At 40.4% G+C, this 14,787-nt stretch carries 14 protein-coding genes and 1 pseudogene; 7 read left to right on the top strand and 8 right to left on the bottom strand.

Annotated features, from left to right (window positions below; translation table 11 throughout):
- Positions 1 to 40 precede the first annotated feature (40 nt).
- Positions 41 to 907 carry a DMT family transporter gene (locus tag HCN83_RS07825; RefSeq protein ID WP_168006075.1) on the top strand — a complete coding sequence of 289 codons (867 nt, stop codon included), beginning with the start codon at positions 41 to 43 and terminating at the stop codon, positions 905 to 907.
- Positions 908 to 1,108: 201 nt separating this feature from the next.
- Entirely contained in the window at positions 1,109 to 1,360 is a 252-nt protein-coding gene (locus HCN83_RS07820; protein ID WP_168006073.1) for a hypothetical protein, read from the top strand.
- A gap of 201 nt (positions 1,361 to 1,561) precedes the next feature.
- On the opposite strand, the gene HCN83_RS07815 is transcribed toward HCN83_RS07820, so the two are convergent.
- Positions 1,562 to 1,708 (bottom strand): hypothetical protein, encoded by a 147-nt coding sequence (locus HCN83_RS07815; protein WP_168006071.1) that lies wholly within the window; start codon positions 1,706 to 1,708, stop codon positions 1,562 to 1,564.
- 36 nt (positions 1,709 to 1,744) lie between these two features.
- On the opposite strand from HCN83_RS07815, the gene HCN83_RS18600 reads away from it, so the two are divergent.
- Complete coding sequence (locus HCN83_RS18600) at positions 1,745 to 1,879, top strand: hypothetical protein (RefSeq protein WP_281351703.1); 135 nt, start codon at positions 1,745 to 1,747, stop codon at positions 1,877 to 1,879.
- Positions 1,880 to 2,132: 253 nt separating this feature from the next.
- On the opposite strand, the gene HCN83_RS07810 is transcribed toward HCN83_RS18600, so the two are convergent.
- A complete protein-coding gene (locus HCN83_RS07810; protein WP_168006069.1) occupies positions 2,133 to 2,459 on the bottom strand; it encodes a four-helix bundle copper-binding protein in 327 nt (108 codons plus the stop codon).
- A 312-nt stretch (positions 2,460 to 2,771) separates the two neighbouring features.
- On the bottom strand, positions 2,772 to 4,022 hold the full coding sequence (locus HCN83_RS07805; RefSeq protein WP_246238149.1) for a cell wall-binding repeat-containing protein: 1,251 nt from the start codon (positions 4,020 to 4,022) through the stop codon (positions 2,772 to 2,774).
- A gap of 480 nt (positions 4,023 to 4,502) precedes the next feature.
- On the opposite strand from HCN83_RS07805, the gene HCN83_RS07800 reads away from it, so the two are divergent.
- A complete protein-coding gene (locus HCN83_RS07800) occupies positions 4,503 to 5,417 on the top strand; it encodes a F510_1955 family glycosylhydrolase (protein ID WP_168006065.1) in 915 nt (304 codons plus the stop codon).
- Here HCN83_RS07800 and HCN83_RS07795 read toward each other — a convergent pair.
- From HCN83_RS07795 to HCN83_RS07785, 3 genes are all read right to left on the bottom strand, one after another.
- Positions 5,414 to 5,602, bottom strand: coding sequence for a hypothetical protein (locus HCN83_RS07795; protein ID WP_168006063.1), 189 nt, complete (start codon positions 5,600 to 5,602; stop codon positions 5,414 to 5,416). The genes HCN83_RS07800 and HCN83_RS07795 overlap by 4 nt on opposite strands.
- Before the next feature lie 788 nt (positions 5,603 to 6,390).
- Positions 6,391 to 7,251: a prolipoprotein diacylglyceryl transferase gene (gene lgt / locus HCN83_RS07790; RefSeq protein ID WP_168006061.1), complete on the bottom strand. Its 861-nt coding sequence runs from the start codon at positions 7,249 to 7,251 to the stop codon at positions 6,391 to 6,393.
- A gap of 507 nt (positions 7,252 to 7,758) precedes the next feature.
- Positions 7,759 to 8,403, bottom strand: a complete 645-nt coding sequence (locus HCN83_RS07785) for a YdhK family protein (RefSeq protein WP_168006059.1) — start codon at positions 8,401 to 8,403, stop codon at positions 7,759 to 7,761.
- Between the two features lie 583 nt (positions 8,404 to 8,986).
- On the opposite strand from HCN83_RS07785, the gene HCN83_RS07780 reads away from it, so the two are divergent.
- Complete coding sequence (locus HCN83_RS07780; protein ID WP_168006057.1) at positions 8,987 to 9,151, top strand: hypothetical protein; 165 nt, start codon at positions 8,987 to 8,989, stop codon at positions 9,149 to 9,151.
- A gap of 115 nt (positions 9,152 to 9,266) precedes the next feature.
- Positions 9,267 to 10,115, top strand: coding sequence for a ferric reductase-like transmembrane domain-containing protein (locus tag HCN83_RS07775; RefSeq protein WP_168006055.1), 849 nt, complete (start codon positions 9,267 to 9,269; stop codon positions 10,113 to 10,115).
- Positions 10,116 to 11,136: 1,021 nt separating this feature from the next.
- Here HCN83_RS07775 and ccsB read toward each other — a convergent pair.
- Positions 11,137 to 12,321 carry a c-type cytochrome biogenesis protein CcsB gene (gene ccsB, locus HCN83_RS07765; RefSeq protein ID WP_168006053.1) on the bottom strand — a complete coding sequence of 395 codons (1,185 nt, stop codon included), beginning with the start codon at positions 12,319 to 12,321 and terminating at the stop codon, positions 11,137 to 11,139.
- A gap of 1 nt (position 12,322) precedes the next feature.
- A pseudogene (locus HCN83_RS07760) lies at positions 12,323 to 13,144 on the bottom strand (cytochrome c biogenesis protein ResB); the annotation flags it as partial.
- Positions 13,145 to 13,953: 809 nt separating this feature from the next.
- On the opposite strand from HCN83_RS07760, the gene HCN83_RS07755 reads away from it, so the two are divergent.
- A complete protein-coding gene (locus tag HCN83_RS07755) occupies positions 13,954 to 14,631 on the top strand; it encodes a TVP38/TMEM64 family protein (protein WP_246238148.1) in 678 nt (225 codons plus the stop codon).
- The last annotated feature ends 156 nt before the right edge of the window (positions 14,632 to 14,787 follow it).

Below are 14,787 nucleotides of genomic sequence, written 5' to 3'. Positions count from 1 at the left end.
TGACCCATAAGAACGATGTTACATGCAGAGGGGTGAAAGAATGAGAGGTTTAGGCATTCTTTTCGTGATACTTGCCGCCATCGGCTGGGGTCTCAGCGGCGGAATTGGTGATATTTTAATGGAGCGAGGCTGGGATCCAATCGTGATTTCGTTTTACCGTGGCGCGATCGGACTCATCTTCTTTCTCATATGGCTTGTCGTCAGTTCGTCTTCCAAGAGCGAACGATCCGGCCGTTTTTACTTATGGGCGGTGCTTGCCGGGCTTGGTGTAGCCGGTAACTTTACGCTCTACTATACGAGCATTGAGGCATCCAGCGTGCCGGTTGCCGCGACGCTCATGTATACAGCGCCGGTGTTTGTGCTGCTCATTTCCTTTGTACTGCGGATCGAGAAGTCCACGATTTTTAAATGGAGCTGTGTGGCAAGCGTCGTAGCCGGAATTGTGCTGTTAACGGGCGCTTATAATCCGGATGAAGTAGCGGTCAGTGCGCTGGGTGTGATCACAGGCTTAGGTGCAGGCATGGCCTACACGTTGTTCATCTTCGGATTTAAGCGTGCTTCCAAGCTTGGCAATCCGGAAACGATTTTGGCAGTCGCCTTCTCTGCGTTTTGTATTGTGCTGTTTCTCCTGGCAGACCCAGGCCAACTTTTAGCCGTCTGGACGTCCGCTGATATCGGCTGGTTTATCCTGCTTGGTACGGTCGGAGCAGGTGTATCGTTTATCTTTTATTTATACGGAATCCGCAAAACGGCACCTTCTACCGCATCGATGGTGGCGATGGTCGAGCCGGTTACCGCAACGCTTTTCGGTCTGCTCCTGCTCGGCGATGTCCTGACGCTGATTCAGGCAGTCGGCATGGGCGTCATCCTCATCACCGTTACGATTTTAAGTGTGAAACAAGCATAAGACAAAAAAGCCTTTCAATTTAAATCTTTATTCGTTTGGTTGTATTTCCTCTCTGCTTACCGGCGGAAGCTTGCCGTGGGCTTGTCTTCAGCTATTTCTCAGGGTGACCCCTGTATGAAGAGAAGAAAGGCACGGCTTCACTCGGACACAGGCTTCTTACAAGAAGCCTTCAAGACCCAGTCCGGCTCCGCTCGTGCGTTGATGCCGTTCGCAGATCTGAACGGCACAGAATCTTTAGACTGCGCTGAATCCACAGGCGTCCCCGCCGGACACATCGAGGAAACGGCTCTGCTTGTTGGAAAACAACGTCGCGACAGGCAAACGCGACTGCTTTTTTGCTCTAATGGTGAATTTCATGACGTACTGGGCTGCCTATTCAACTTCGAAACGTCACATAACAATACGCTCCATCTGAATCTTATAAGCTCGTGCCAATCAGATCCAGGCATTTGAACCGAACTGCCAGCTGTAGACATCGAAAAACCTCGACTCTAGAAGGATCAGAACGAGGCGAAAGCCGAGGCCTTTCCCTCAGGAAAGCGAGTGTCCACAGACAAAAGCAGGTGTAAGGTTATTCACTTAAAAATTCTTTATCGACACTTTGAAAAACGCTCCGGACCTTGTTGTCCGGAGCGTTTGCTATCGCGTTATTCACTAAAGCCCAATGATCCAAAAGCAGAGCGCACCGACGAGCACGAGCGCAAAGAATCCTGCAAACACGTTTCGCTGCAGGTTGTTTTCCTCCTGGACAGCTTCAATGATTCTTGCGGCAAAAAAGCTCGATAATATCAATGTCCACATAGCTACCGGGGCTTGGAAGACGTTCGGGTTCAGATAGTGAAAGACTGGAAATCCTGCGTAGACGATCCCGATCAACATATCGACGGCATTAAAAACCGGATGACGATCTTTAAACGCCTTGCGGCCGATCCATTTATGTATCAGCTTCTCGCCTTCGCTATGATTGCCTGAAGGTAAAACGATGCTACCGCCTCCCTTTCTTAATGATAAAATATTTATTTTCATCTTTTTAAAATAATCCAATATATCTATCAATGTATAAGAAAAACATGAAGAAAGTATGAAAAGAACCGGATAATTTGTAGAAGCAGGGTTAGGAATGAGGTTAAAGTTTACGTTCTTTCCTTTAGTTTCAATGTAGCACACTTAAAAACCTAGCTGTGAGGAGTTCACAGCTAGGTAAGATCATTTGAGATTCCTTTGGTTACGCAGCTTTTTTACAAATTTCTGCACATTTAAAGCATGCTTCTGCGCAGCGTTGACAATGCTCGTGATCATGTTTCTTACATTCATTCCCACAGTCTTCACAAATCTTAGCACAAAGCGAGGCTAAATCCGCTACATAAAGACTATTTCTTGAAATCGCTTGCTCCAAGTATCCGCATAAGTCCGCGCATTCCCGATCTAATCGGATGCACTCTGCCATCATTTTTACGTTGTCTTCTTGAAGACATGCATCAAAACAATGATTACACGCTTCCATACATTCATGTAATGCCTGTAGAAGTTCTTCGTGACGATCGTGTGCCATGTGTAAAACTCCCTTCCATTTAAAGTTATCTTTCTCTTCCCACTCGCGTGTATTTCAAACACTGAAGATATTCCTGTTATTCTGTATTGCCGAATACTATCAGTATAATCACTGGCGTCGCTTGTTAAATCATTTTTGTTTCTTTTAGTAATGACCATTCGTCTTTCACCGGCATCATTATATGCAGTAAAATCAAATCGAATTCTTGCTCTCTTCTTCTCTTATCAAGAAATTGCCTTCTGTGTGTAAAGTAGAAGGACGATAGCCCGTGTATTTTGTAAAGAAGCTGGTGGAAGTAATTGCAGCAGAGGATTAGTGTCCCCCATGCCCTCCGTCACCAAGTGCTTCAATTTCAAGCTTTTGATCAATAATCCCTTGATTTTGATAAGAAATCGTATCTTCATTTCCTAAAATATAAGCATGATTATAAGGTCCTTCCATTGGAACCTCTTCGAAAGAAGGTTTTAATTGGGCCAGGTAATCGGCGTGCGCTTGTTCAAGTTCATCCTCCTCCACCCATATCAGTGGCGCGTGCTTTCCTAAATGAGCGAGCGGTAAACCTGGTAGTACCATACCTGATTCTTCCGGAGATGCAAACACAAGCCCATGACCCGGTTCGTCAATTCCCCATCCGAAGTTATCATCCTGGTACGAAGCAAAGGCAATAGAAAGCTCTACTGGCGTCTCTCCTTCGATTCTTTCAACATTACCATATTCTTGAAGCTCTTCTGCTATTTCCTCGGAGATAGCTTCCTCATTTCCAAGCAGATATATATTCGCTTCTCCCTCTCTTGCTTCCAAGGCTTCTGCTGTCGCTTCCGGAATTTCTTCGTTCACATAAAGCAGAGATTCGTCCATGTGAGCGATCCAGCTTCCAGCGAGCAAAGAAGAAGCCTGATGCTCCTCTTCCATGGAACCAATGATCACACTCTCCGGCAATTCTCCAATGGTTTCTGCGTACTGATTTTCTACTTCTCCTGCAAATTCAGCAGGATCTTCCTCATAAATACTGTGTACTTCAAAACCTTCCAGTAATTCTTCTTCCTCACTTGTAAGTTCTGCTGCTGCAAGGACCTCTATCCCCTCTTCATTCCCCAGAGGATTGAGTCGTTCGATTTCACTTATTAATTCTTCCGTTAACCCATCTTCCATTAAGAGGAGCGGACCATCATTTGGGTGGTGAACGAGCGTTAAAGCTGCAAGTGCGTGCTGCCACTCTGCGGCATCAGCCAGAATAACCGCTCCCGGCTGATTTGCTTCATGCGTCGCCGGCCAGATCGTTTGCGCTGCCGTAACTGTCATTTCTTCTATGCTGGAGGCATCCAGTCTCGTAACGTTTTTCGTATTCAGCGTCTGCAGATTTTCATTCGCTCCTTCATTAAAATCCTCAGGAAGTTCTGCTGCTTCCTCCTCAAAGTCTTCTCTTGCCTCATTCGTTTCCTGATCCATGTTCTCATCATTCATGTCATGATGATTCATATTGTTCTCATTCATGTTATTGTGATCCATGTCCCCATCGTTCATGTCATTTTCATTCATATTTTCCTCATTGATTTGGTTCATGTTATTCTCATTTGCTGAAGTATTTTCCTCACTTTCATTGCAAGCTGCTAGCAACAAAGCAGAAGAAACCAGCACCACTCCAGAAATCGTTGATTTTTTCCTATTCATTTTTATTACTCCCTTTCTTCTATATCTTTTTAAAATTTCGTCCTGCCATTAGTATAAAAAATAAATTTGAAGAAACTATGAATTTTTATTTTTGAATAAGGTTATTTAATCCTATAACCTAGAATGGAACAGATATTATTGCTCGTTTTTATAGATACCTTACCAGTTACACTTCTTTCTATAGCATACGATTAACCAGGAATCAAAACGAGCATTTAGCTTCTCCTACTGGGAGATCTTGTTTTTCGCTTTAAAAAGAGAAAACTCCTTATGTAAAAGAAAAAATAAACTTGGAGAATACTGCTTTCATACATTCTTCATATTTAGATTGCATAATGATTGAATAGAGTAACATAGAAAATTTGTAAGGAGATGAGCAACTTGTCAAATAAGAATATTTCTATTCTAGCGGTTACGATTGCTTTTGTAACCACCGCTTGCAGCACTGATGCAGAGCAAGAAGCACGAGAAGAAGCAGAAGAAATCATGCATATGCATGATATATCTTTTCATACGTCCGGAAATGGAGATCCATATATCGGTACGCACCACGGCCTTCTGCATGTAAATATTGATAATCAAACGATGGTTTGGGAGGGGTCTCCAGAAGAACGCCACGATTTTATGGGACTTACTATTTTAGAGGATGGAGTCTTTATTAGTAGTGGCCATCCGTCCCCTGCCTCTGACTTAGGTAATCCTTTAGGCGCTATGCGCAGTGAAGACGCGGGAGAATCGTGGGAAGTAGATGTACTTTATGAAGAGGTTGATTTTCATCACCTTGTTGAAAGTCCCGCAGATGCTTCCATTCTTTATGGGTTTGACGCTTACAATGGACATCTTTATTCATCAAGAGATGCCGGCCAGGAGTGGACAATAGTAAATGAAGAAGATTTTAATGACCAGGAAATCTTAGAAATATTTGCAGATGCGGAGGATTCTGAAGTTCTGGCTGCTGCTTCCCCGTATGGAATCTACCGCTCTGAAGATGGTGGGGGATCCTGGGAGCATATACAACAAGAAACGACTGCTTTAAGTAGTACTCCTTATGACGATGGTCATTTAGTTTATGGCGTGGGAGAGCAGGAAGGTTGGTTTTATACAGAAGACTTAGGAGAGACGTTGGAAGCATATGACATGGCACTACCCGATGAACCTATTATTGCATTTGATAGACATGGAGACACCATTGCTGCGGGAGGAACTGAGGATTCCCTCTATCTTTCTTTTGATGGAGGAGCCTCTTGGGAAATTTGGATTGATAAAGGGGAGCCCATAGCTCCCTAATCCCTTCTTTTACTTTCTTCCACGTACAATTCTTTTTCTAACTTCCTTTGTTTTTTTTCGGATTTTTTCAACAAATTTATAACAATAAAAGCTAAAGACCACATCACTGCAAGTATAAAAAAAGTATATCCGTACCCCCCATCCTCCCAACTTGGAAGATGTACGATTGATTCTGCTACACTCATTTTTCCCCTCCTATTATCAAATTTAAATAGTTTAGAACTTTGCTCATTTTTCTGAAATAAACATAGGAGGAGACCAAGAGCTCCTCCTAAAAACTAAATTTCTATAAGGATTTTTAAAAACACTGGGGCCTACATAACAAATAAGTTTATTCCCAGTCTAAACACTACTATAAGGAAAAAGCAGACGGAAATATCATGGAATTAGGAAACAATGGAACTACTGCAGAAGTAAGATGAGAAGCTCGACCGGACCATTCCCTTCTCTTCTTTACGTGGGGGTTCGTGGCCGCACACTCATTAAACCGAAGCCAGTGCTGCTTTTAAAGGTGTTTCGCTACCTGTAGATCGTGGTCATCCGAGTGCCAGATGGTACGATGACTTCTCCACTGGAAAAATAGGAAATCGAGCTAGTCCCCTCCTAACTCATATTAGCAAGCTTGTTATCCTCTTTGATTGGTTTTCCGCAAGATTCACATAAGTAAGTACCAAACGGATTTTGACATCCACATTCGCAGGTTATTTTATTCATGTAGTATCTCCTGGTAAATTTATGGAATGAGATCGTCCAGTGAAGCCACCATCTGCTCTTCAGTTTTTGCTCCTAATTGCCGCTTAACGCGTGTTCTATTAAAAAGTTCTTCTAAAATGAATTGTTCCAAAGATAATCCCTAATCCATTAAATAATAACCCTTGCGAATAGCATTTGATTTCATTGAAAGTGAATCGATATTCTAGTATTTACCACTGCATTAATGACTGCAGCTGTTCCAATCAAAAAAATCCGCGCTTTATTTCTTTATTTTTTTCTTCTCTTTTGAATGATTGTTCGTTTGCGAAGATTCTTCATCCAAATATCGTATTTTCGATAATCCCTTTTTACGACGGTATACCATTAAACCCACTGCGACAATGACTAGAACGACTGAAAGCATCATCGCTGTCCGTAAATCAAATATCATTAAACTATCGGTTCTCAATGATTCGATAAAAAAACGTCCAACGGAATACCAAATGACGTAGGTAAGGAAAAGTTCTCCTCGACGTAAGTTCACGCTCCGTAACCATAGTAGAAAGACAACCCCTATTAAACTCCAAATCGACTCATATAAAAATGTTGGATGATAATACACACCATCAATAAACATTTGATTAACGATAAACTCAGGAAGCAGTAAACCTTCTAAAAATTCCCGACTTACTTCCCCTCCATGAGCTTCTTGGTTCGTAAAGTTTCCCCAGCGCCCGATAGCTTGACCGAGCAAAATACCAGGTGCGGTAATATCGGCAATTTTCCAAAACAATAACCCTCTTCTTTTCGCGAATACTACAGTAGTAATCACTGCACCAATAAGCCCGCCATGAATGGCTAGACCGCCTTCCCAAACCGCAAGTATTCTTCCTAAATCACCAGTGTAATGTTCCCAATGAAAAATCACATAATACAAGCGGGCCGATACAATAGAAATGGGAATCGCATATAGTAATAAATCAGTGAGCGTATCTTTCGGCAAGCCACGTTTATCTGCTTCACTAGCCGCGATCAAATAGCCCAATACTGCTCCAAGCATAATAATTATTCCATACCATTGGACAGTGATTGGTCCAAGATCAAATGCCACTGGATCTATTATTTGATTAGTGACAACCATCGTTACTCTCCTCTACTTATTTCAGTCTATTGTTCATTTGAGCATATTTCATAATAAAAGGAAGGCTACTACCTATCCTTCCTTTTATTATGAAAATTTATTGAAGAAAGACGAAATGTCTAGATCGCTTTGCTTCATTCTTCCTTTTGCCTGTAAGATTATCAAAATTGCTGCACCAAAATTGTACATAATCGAAAATAAGCCATTTTTAATGAAATTTACGATATTATACTCGCGTACTAATGCTCGAGCCACTTAATGTTATTCCAATTTGGTCGAATTTCTTATAGTTTTGCTTTAGGCTATCATATTAAAAAGAGGTATAGATATATATAGAATTACGATATTGATAATTCCTTTATATAATTTATAAATTAAATGATTAAAGCAGCGCAGTATTCCTCCCAGAATCAAAAACGCTTTCGATCCTTTTAGTTTCGAAAGCGTTTTTTATAGGAGCGATTGTTTTATTCAGTCTATTATATTAATTGCTGAGAATATTTGAATCTATTCCCCAGCAGCTAATTCGCTTTCTGTCACCCATTTATGATTCGAGACTTCTTCTTGAGTATCTGTCATAACAAAATCCACCATGTATACGGTTGTTTCTTCCGCTGTGTCAATAGTGGCCTCTGCACCATCCATACCCTCCATATGCTCTGCATCGAGTATGACTTCAGTACCTGCATCCAGCGGTGCTGACTCTGTATCTACAAATTCTTCATGAATGACCCATTTATGGTCTTCTACAGGTTCTCCCCCGTCTGTAGGTATATACGAAACCGTATAAACGGTGGTATCAAAGGCGCCGGATATTGTTGCTTCAGCGTCTGTCATGCCCTGCATGTGGTCTGCTTGAATAATCGCTTGGCTTCCTACTTCATACGTAGAATTTTCTGCCTCTTCCAGACCTTCAGGTACTTCACCGGAACTAGACATTTCTTCAGCTGAGTGATCCATTTCTGAGTGGTTCATCTCTTCCTCAGAATTCGACTCGGAGTTCATATTCATTTCTTCTTCCCCAGTTGCATCTGTTTCAGAGTTCTGAGGCTCCTCACTCTCATTGATTGGAGACTCTTCATCAGCGCACCCCATTAACAAAACTGCCGCTAGCAAAGGAAGGGATCCTAATGTCATTTTATTTTTCCTCATATTTTCACCTCCAATTTCTTTACTATTAAACAGCATAGTCTAAAGGTGTGAAATTTATATGAAGTTAAGATAAAAATTAATGTATGGAGTGATGGGAAAGGAAATAGTTTCAAAAAAGCATTAAATTTTTATGTAGAGATTACCGAACACCTATTATATGTCTATCCCGTCCAATTAGGTCTTGGGTGTCTAGTTATTCATTTATATAGGCTAGATCGTCGTGCAGAAAACCGGGATCAAAAGGCGGGAAGCTCCCGCAGCACCTTGGCTAGGTTCAAATGCAGGATCTTCAGATCGACCGAATAAAAATTAAACCCATAGGCTCATTGGGTTTCATCAACCTTATATTCCACGACACTTAAGTCGGACACGTTCTGTTAGTCTGAGTGTTCCCTTCGCTCATCGGGTGCTTAGGTGAGCGTCCGTTTTTAAGTAAAATGGGCGCAGTTATGGCAATTATGTCGCTCTCGATTCGACGACGAAAATCGGAGAAATCTTCATAAAAACTTCATGGTTTTTTGTTATCCTTAACAAACAAATTTTATTATAACGAAAGAATTTTAGGAAAAGAAGGAGGAGAACCATGAGCATCACTGAATCAATTGTACATTTACCCAGCCTTGAAGAAGGAGATTATATTTACACATTCGCACTGATGAGCGTAGCATTTATCATTGCTCAGCTCATCGTTATTCTATTAAAGAATCAGAACAAAAAACTAGAACAGGAAGAAAAGGAAAAAGAGTAAAACAATTGAAACTTGTTTCTCTATAAAAATAAGTTTCGGCAGATTTTCAGCTCCTTTTCCTTTAATAAAACATAGACAATAGCAATCACAAAATTTTCTACAGGAGTGTGAACCTATGGGCCGCCCCCTTCACCGCAAAAAAGAACTGATATTCCGTCACATAGTTTCAGGAACTGCATCTTTGCTTCTCGTTTACTTATTTTATCTTTCTTATACTTCCTGGGGGGTGGAACTTGCTCTCTGGCCTGACTGGGGGGCAGATCACCCTTTTTGGCGCGCATGGGCGCATGCCGCCTTTATACTGTTATTTATCACGCTCATTCTTTCTCCAATTGCCGTTCTTTGGCCACCCGCTGCACGTTTCCTTTCATGGAGGCGTGAAATAGGGATATGGTTTGCCATTCTCTCGGCTGGACACGGTTATGCTATCCTGGATCGCTGGGCCCAATGGGATCTTGCTGTATTATTTGGCTTCCAATACGTAGAAGAAATCGGAAGTTATGTGCTCATGAGACCAGAAGTCGGCATCATGAACATAATGGGTTTGATTGTAGCCCCTATGATCATTCTGTTAGCCGCCACCTCATTTGACAAATCCATTCAACTTCTCGGAGTTTCAACCTGGAAATGGCTTCACAGAACTCTTGTTCATGTGATTTTTTATATCGTGATGTTACGAGGTATCTTATACTTGTTTTATTTTTTTCAAACGACACCTCCGGACTGGATACCCTATCCACCGATCTGGTTTTTATACGTTTTTCTAGGCATGGGTTTAACTGTGGTGGTTTTGCAAGCTGCAGCATTCACTAAAAAAACTCTACAAAATCGGAACCACCAGCAACAAAAAAGCTGGGTGCAAATAGGATTCGTTCTTGGCGTTTCTTTCCTATATATTTTGCCCATGCTACTTCTTCTCGTAGCCGTGATCTATTTTGATACCATTGCTTTGGAAATTCTTTGAATCAGATAGTGTGTCTGGAAGAGCCTTGTGCCCTGCAAAATCTTCTCTTAATAGCGAACTGCTAGTAACTTCCGCTTCACTAGCGCTGCAACTCTCAAAATTCGAGACAGTAAAGAAAATTGCACATTAATATTAAAATTTCGTGCAGTTTCTATGGGATCTATATATCAGTTTATTTATAAAAGATATATGGCAGGTACAATTATATAGGAGGGATTTATAAATGGCTCATGAACAGCATTAGAAATTGATTCAAACTTTGCATGTGGGGAGGCGTGTAATCATTGTTTCGATGCCTGCTTGCCAGAAGAAGAGGTAAAAATGATGGGAGAGTGTATGCGTCTGAATTGTGAAGGTGCAGATATCTGTGCATTTTTAGAACAAGCGTTAACTAGGAACGCACCATTTACTTCTGATTTAAAAGCAGCCTGTGCGAAGATTTGCGAAGCATAGACAATGAAAGTAAGAAGCATAATCATGATCACTGTAAAAAAATGTGCAGCTGCTGGTAAAGAAATAGCCTGAAGTAGAAATAACCCGCAAAAGAAGTGGCATGCCATGCTGAATTCCTAGTGCCTTATGACTTAAATAGAACATCCTCTTTTCAATAGTCCCCTTTTAAACCTCCTTCGAATTGGCTTGGCAAGGCGTTATTTATAGTAATCAATATACTCGTCAGCCATTCTAAAGGCTATTGTACCAAGTGAAATGTAGTTCTTCGATTAAAAATCATAAGCAAGGATACGGAATCAGCACGCAATTTGGTTTATCCAGGAATGGTGCTTTGACGTATAGGAGACCCTCTTGTTCTGCGACAAAGCGAACCAAAGATTCAGATTGGGAGGTGTTCAGCGGATTCAGGATTTTGAGCAATGACCAATGGTTGCGACCCAACGATAACATTGAAATGAGAAGGTATTTCAATTATTGGGTCATGCTAATAAAAGAAAACCTCTACTAGGAAGCTGTCCAGTATACATAATGGACAGCTTTTTCATTAGATATTCATATTCTATCGAAGTTACGCATAAGAGTGAAGACCGGCAATAATTAAGTTAACAAATATTAAGTTAAACATGATCAGCGCAAAGCCTATCACGCAAAGCCAGGCACTTTTTTCTCCTTGCCATCCTCTAGATAAGCGCAGATGGAGATACACCGCATAAAATAAAAAGGTAATTAATGCCCATACTTCCTTTGGATCCCATCCCCAGAAGCGAGTCCAGGCAATCTGCGCCCAGATCATAGCGAAAATTAATCCTCCTAATGTAAATACAGGAAATCCAATCGCAATCGCACGGTAGCTGATTTCATCTACTGTCTGGGGATTCACGTTTCTGACGAGCGGCTGTAAGAGACCTGCCACAGGCTTTCGGAATCCAAACCGGAGACCACCGTATAAAAACAATCCTCCAATAATTGACCAAACGACAGTGTTCACATCATCACTGCGCACAAATTCCGGCATGTTAATGATAGGATTGAACCCCTGCTCTGAGACAAGCTCTCCTTCATTCGGTCCTACAAGCGGAGGCAGGTAATAATCTATCGCAGCTTCTTCTCCAAACTCATTTACGTAGTCAAACGTAGCCGTATATCCTGCAGCATTAAAGCCCATCCCTATTGCAATATAAGCAACCGTGGCAAGAAGGGTAAACATAATGAACTCAATGCCTTTAACTTTCTTTGAAGCCTTGGTAAAGTCAATCATGCGCACAAGATATAATACGCCGGCAGCAAACCCAATCGCTAAAATCCCCTGACCGATCGCTGTCGTGATTACATGGATGAACAGCCAGTTCGTCTGCAATGCAGGAATCAGCGGCTGTGCTTCACCAGGGAACATGGACCCGTAGGCAATAATCAGCATGACCACCGGCATCGTAAACAGTCCCAGGTAATTATTTTTATACATAGGATACATGATTACAAATGCGAGTGACATTGCAATTCCCAGTGCAATTGTATATTCATACATATTACTGACCGGAGCATGCCCCGTCGCCATCCAGCGGGTGATAAAATATGCAATCGCTGCTATGAGAGCCACTATCGCGCTGAGGTAGCCGAGTAACCCTGCTTTATTCTGCTCCTCTCCCGCTTTGTTTTTGAACTTTTTACCGGTGATTGAAACTGTAAAAAAGATAGTAGAAGCTAAATACAGACCGAAAGCAATATATAATAATGTACTGCTGAGTTCAAACATCCTATTTCCTGCCTCCTTCATTCAATTGCTCTTCTTGCTTTCTCGCTTCTTTCTCTTTTAGTTCTTTTTCTTCCTGTTCTTTATCTGCTTGGTCAACCACTTCAGGAAGCGCAACTTTGCCTCCTAAATAATCAATATCTTTTTTGAGCGTATGCCAGTTTTTATTCGTATGACCGGCTACGAAGAACTCTCCATCTTTTTGTTGAATCCAAATACGCCTGTGGAACCAGTAGGAACCTTGAACAAGTCCAATCATAAAAATCACACCGCCAGCCATAATAATCGGCAGCGTATGATCTCTTCGAATTGTTAAGCCTGTAAGATCAAGCATTTCAACACCCAGCATCCGGATTGTATGATCGCCTTCCCCGTTCAGCGCTTCATTTACCTGCACTCCAATCAGGCTGATTTCTCCTGTATCAACGGCAGGATCAGCGTCTGGTGGAAATAGTTCAAATATAATCCGTGGATTATCAGGAATTCGATTCATCGTAGTCGGCTCCCCATCATCATCTATATAAAAATTCGGAAAATATTCTATAATTTCAATCTGGTAACCATTATCAAACTCGTAAAACATCTCCGGGTCATTCAGGTCAACTTCAAATACTACGTCTTCCAATGCTTCTGCTTCTCCGTCTTCATCTTCCACTTCCACCCCAAAAGTAAAGGTAGCAAGCTCGTTTAAACGATAATCGACCTGGTATAAAGATATTCCTTCAAAAGTGAGCGGTTCATTTACCCGAATAGCGTGATCCCTCACTTCTTCCAGTTCTGTTTCACTGCCGATACTCCCTGCAGAGGTCCGCTTATACAAAGTAGCGTTCGTTTGATAATTGAATCAATTTCATAAATCTTTATTACAAAGTAACATCCAAATGTTGTGAATAATTTCCACTTCATCCGTTTTCTTTGAAGAGCATCTTCTTCTTTTTTCAAAAATACTTGTTAAATCACAGGAATACTACATTATAAAATTGACTCCCCTGCATATTCATTATTGTTACATGCTACTCCTTCATACTTTCTTCAATAAATTCAGGTATAATATTTTTATGTTTAACCATTGCAAATCAGATTATAGAGTTCGACTGTCTTTCAAAAGAAAGGATGCTTTCATTTCGAGTAAGAAAGTGGGAATAATTCACTCCTCTAAATTGGATAATTATGGATATATATATAATGAAATTCTAACCTTTTATTATCTTGGTTGGCTAGTGGATTTTTCTATTTTAAACGTGCATTTCTAAATATGTAACGAGGGGTAGAAAACATTCAAAGCTAAGACATCCCCCTTTAATAGGAGAACCAATAATTATTTATCTAGGGAAGAACGGTTGTTTGTGACATGAAAACGCTGATACTTCCATTCCTTGTTACACATTCCGAGAGTCATGTATAGAAACATCCATAGAAAACAAGAAAAGGAAAAATAATATCCGGGCAAAATATTACGTCTAGGAGTGTACACAATAATTGGCACCGAGAGAATTTACAATTTACTTCAGCTTTTCATGGGGAGGGGGCACTTGGATATAAAATCCACTTTAATAGTGGAATAATGAGAAAGCGCCGAGGTCTTATTGAATTTGTTAAAGTGCTGGGTTTTTTAAAGATGAAAGGGGCTCTGCGTTGAAATTATTTTTTTTCTTTCTATTAGTTTTATTCATTGGGGCAGGCTTTATTTATCAACAAGAATGGATTGTCTATTTCCACTCTGGTGATTGGGAGATTTTACAAAAAAAGATGGGTGAGAACTTATTAACCATACTGATTATCACCTTTGGATTTATGATGATGCAAAATATCTTTTCTATTCTTCCCTTTTTATTGCTTACAATGTTTAACATTTGGTTATTCGGTTTCTTTTATGGTTATATATGGAGTTTAATAGGAAATTTCTTAGGATCTGTATTGGTTTTTTATTTGGGCAGGTATGGTTTTCATAAATGGGGTATGAAATATAACCATCTCACAATCAAACAGAAAATTGAAAACAATGGGTTTAAATTTGTACTGTGGTTGCGGCTTTTTCCGTTCATGCCTGCTAGTGTAATTAATATTGGGTGTGGTTTGAGTAATATAAAAGCAAAAGATTATATTACAGCTACCTTTATTGGAAATACTATATTCGTTTTTATGCTTGCTTTATTTTCAGAAGGAGTTATCGCATTAGAATACCAATATACTATCTACATAGTTTTAACTATATTTCTGATACTAATTGGTAGTGCTCAAGTAAGGAAGGCAGTATTAAAAAGAAAAGATAAACAGAGACAACAATGTAAAAGTTATTTTTTAAACCTTTAAGTCTTTACAAGTTAAGATAAATTAAAAACTCTGTTTTTTCTTCTGTGCTTTTAACAGATACCCCCTCATGTAATTCAACTATTTCCTTTTTAATGGAGGGCTCTAAATATATTCTATTATCACTTTTTGCTTCCTTGATCTATCAACTTTATAAAA

It is taken from the genome of Alkalicoccus luteus (genome assembly GCF_012034335.1).
Lineage (GTDB): Bacteria > Bacillota > Bacilli > Bacillales > Salisediminibacteriaceae > Alkalicoccus > Alkalicoccus luteus_A.
Note: the sequence above shows the minus strand (reverse complement) of the source record. Positions and strands in the feature narration are given on the sequence as shown.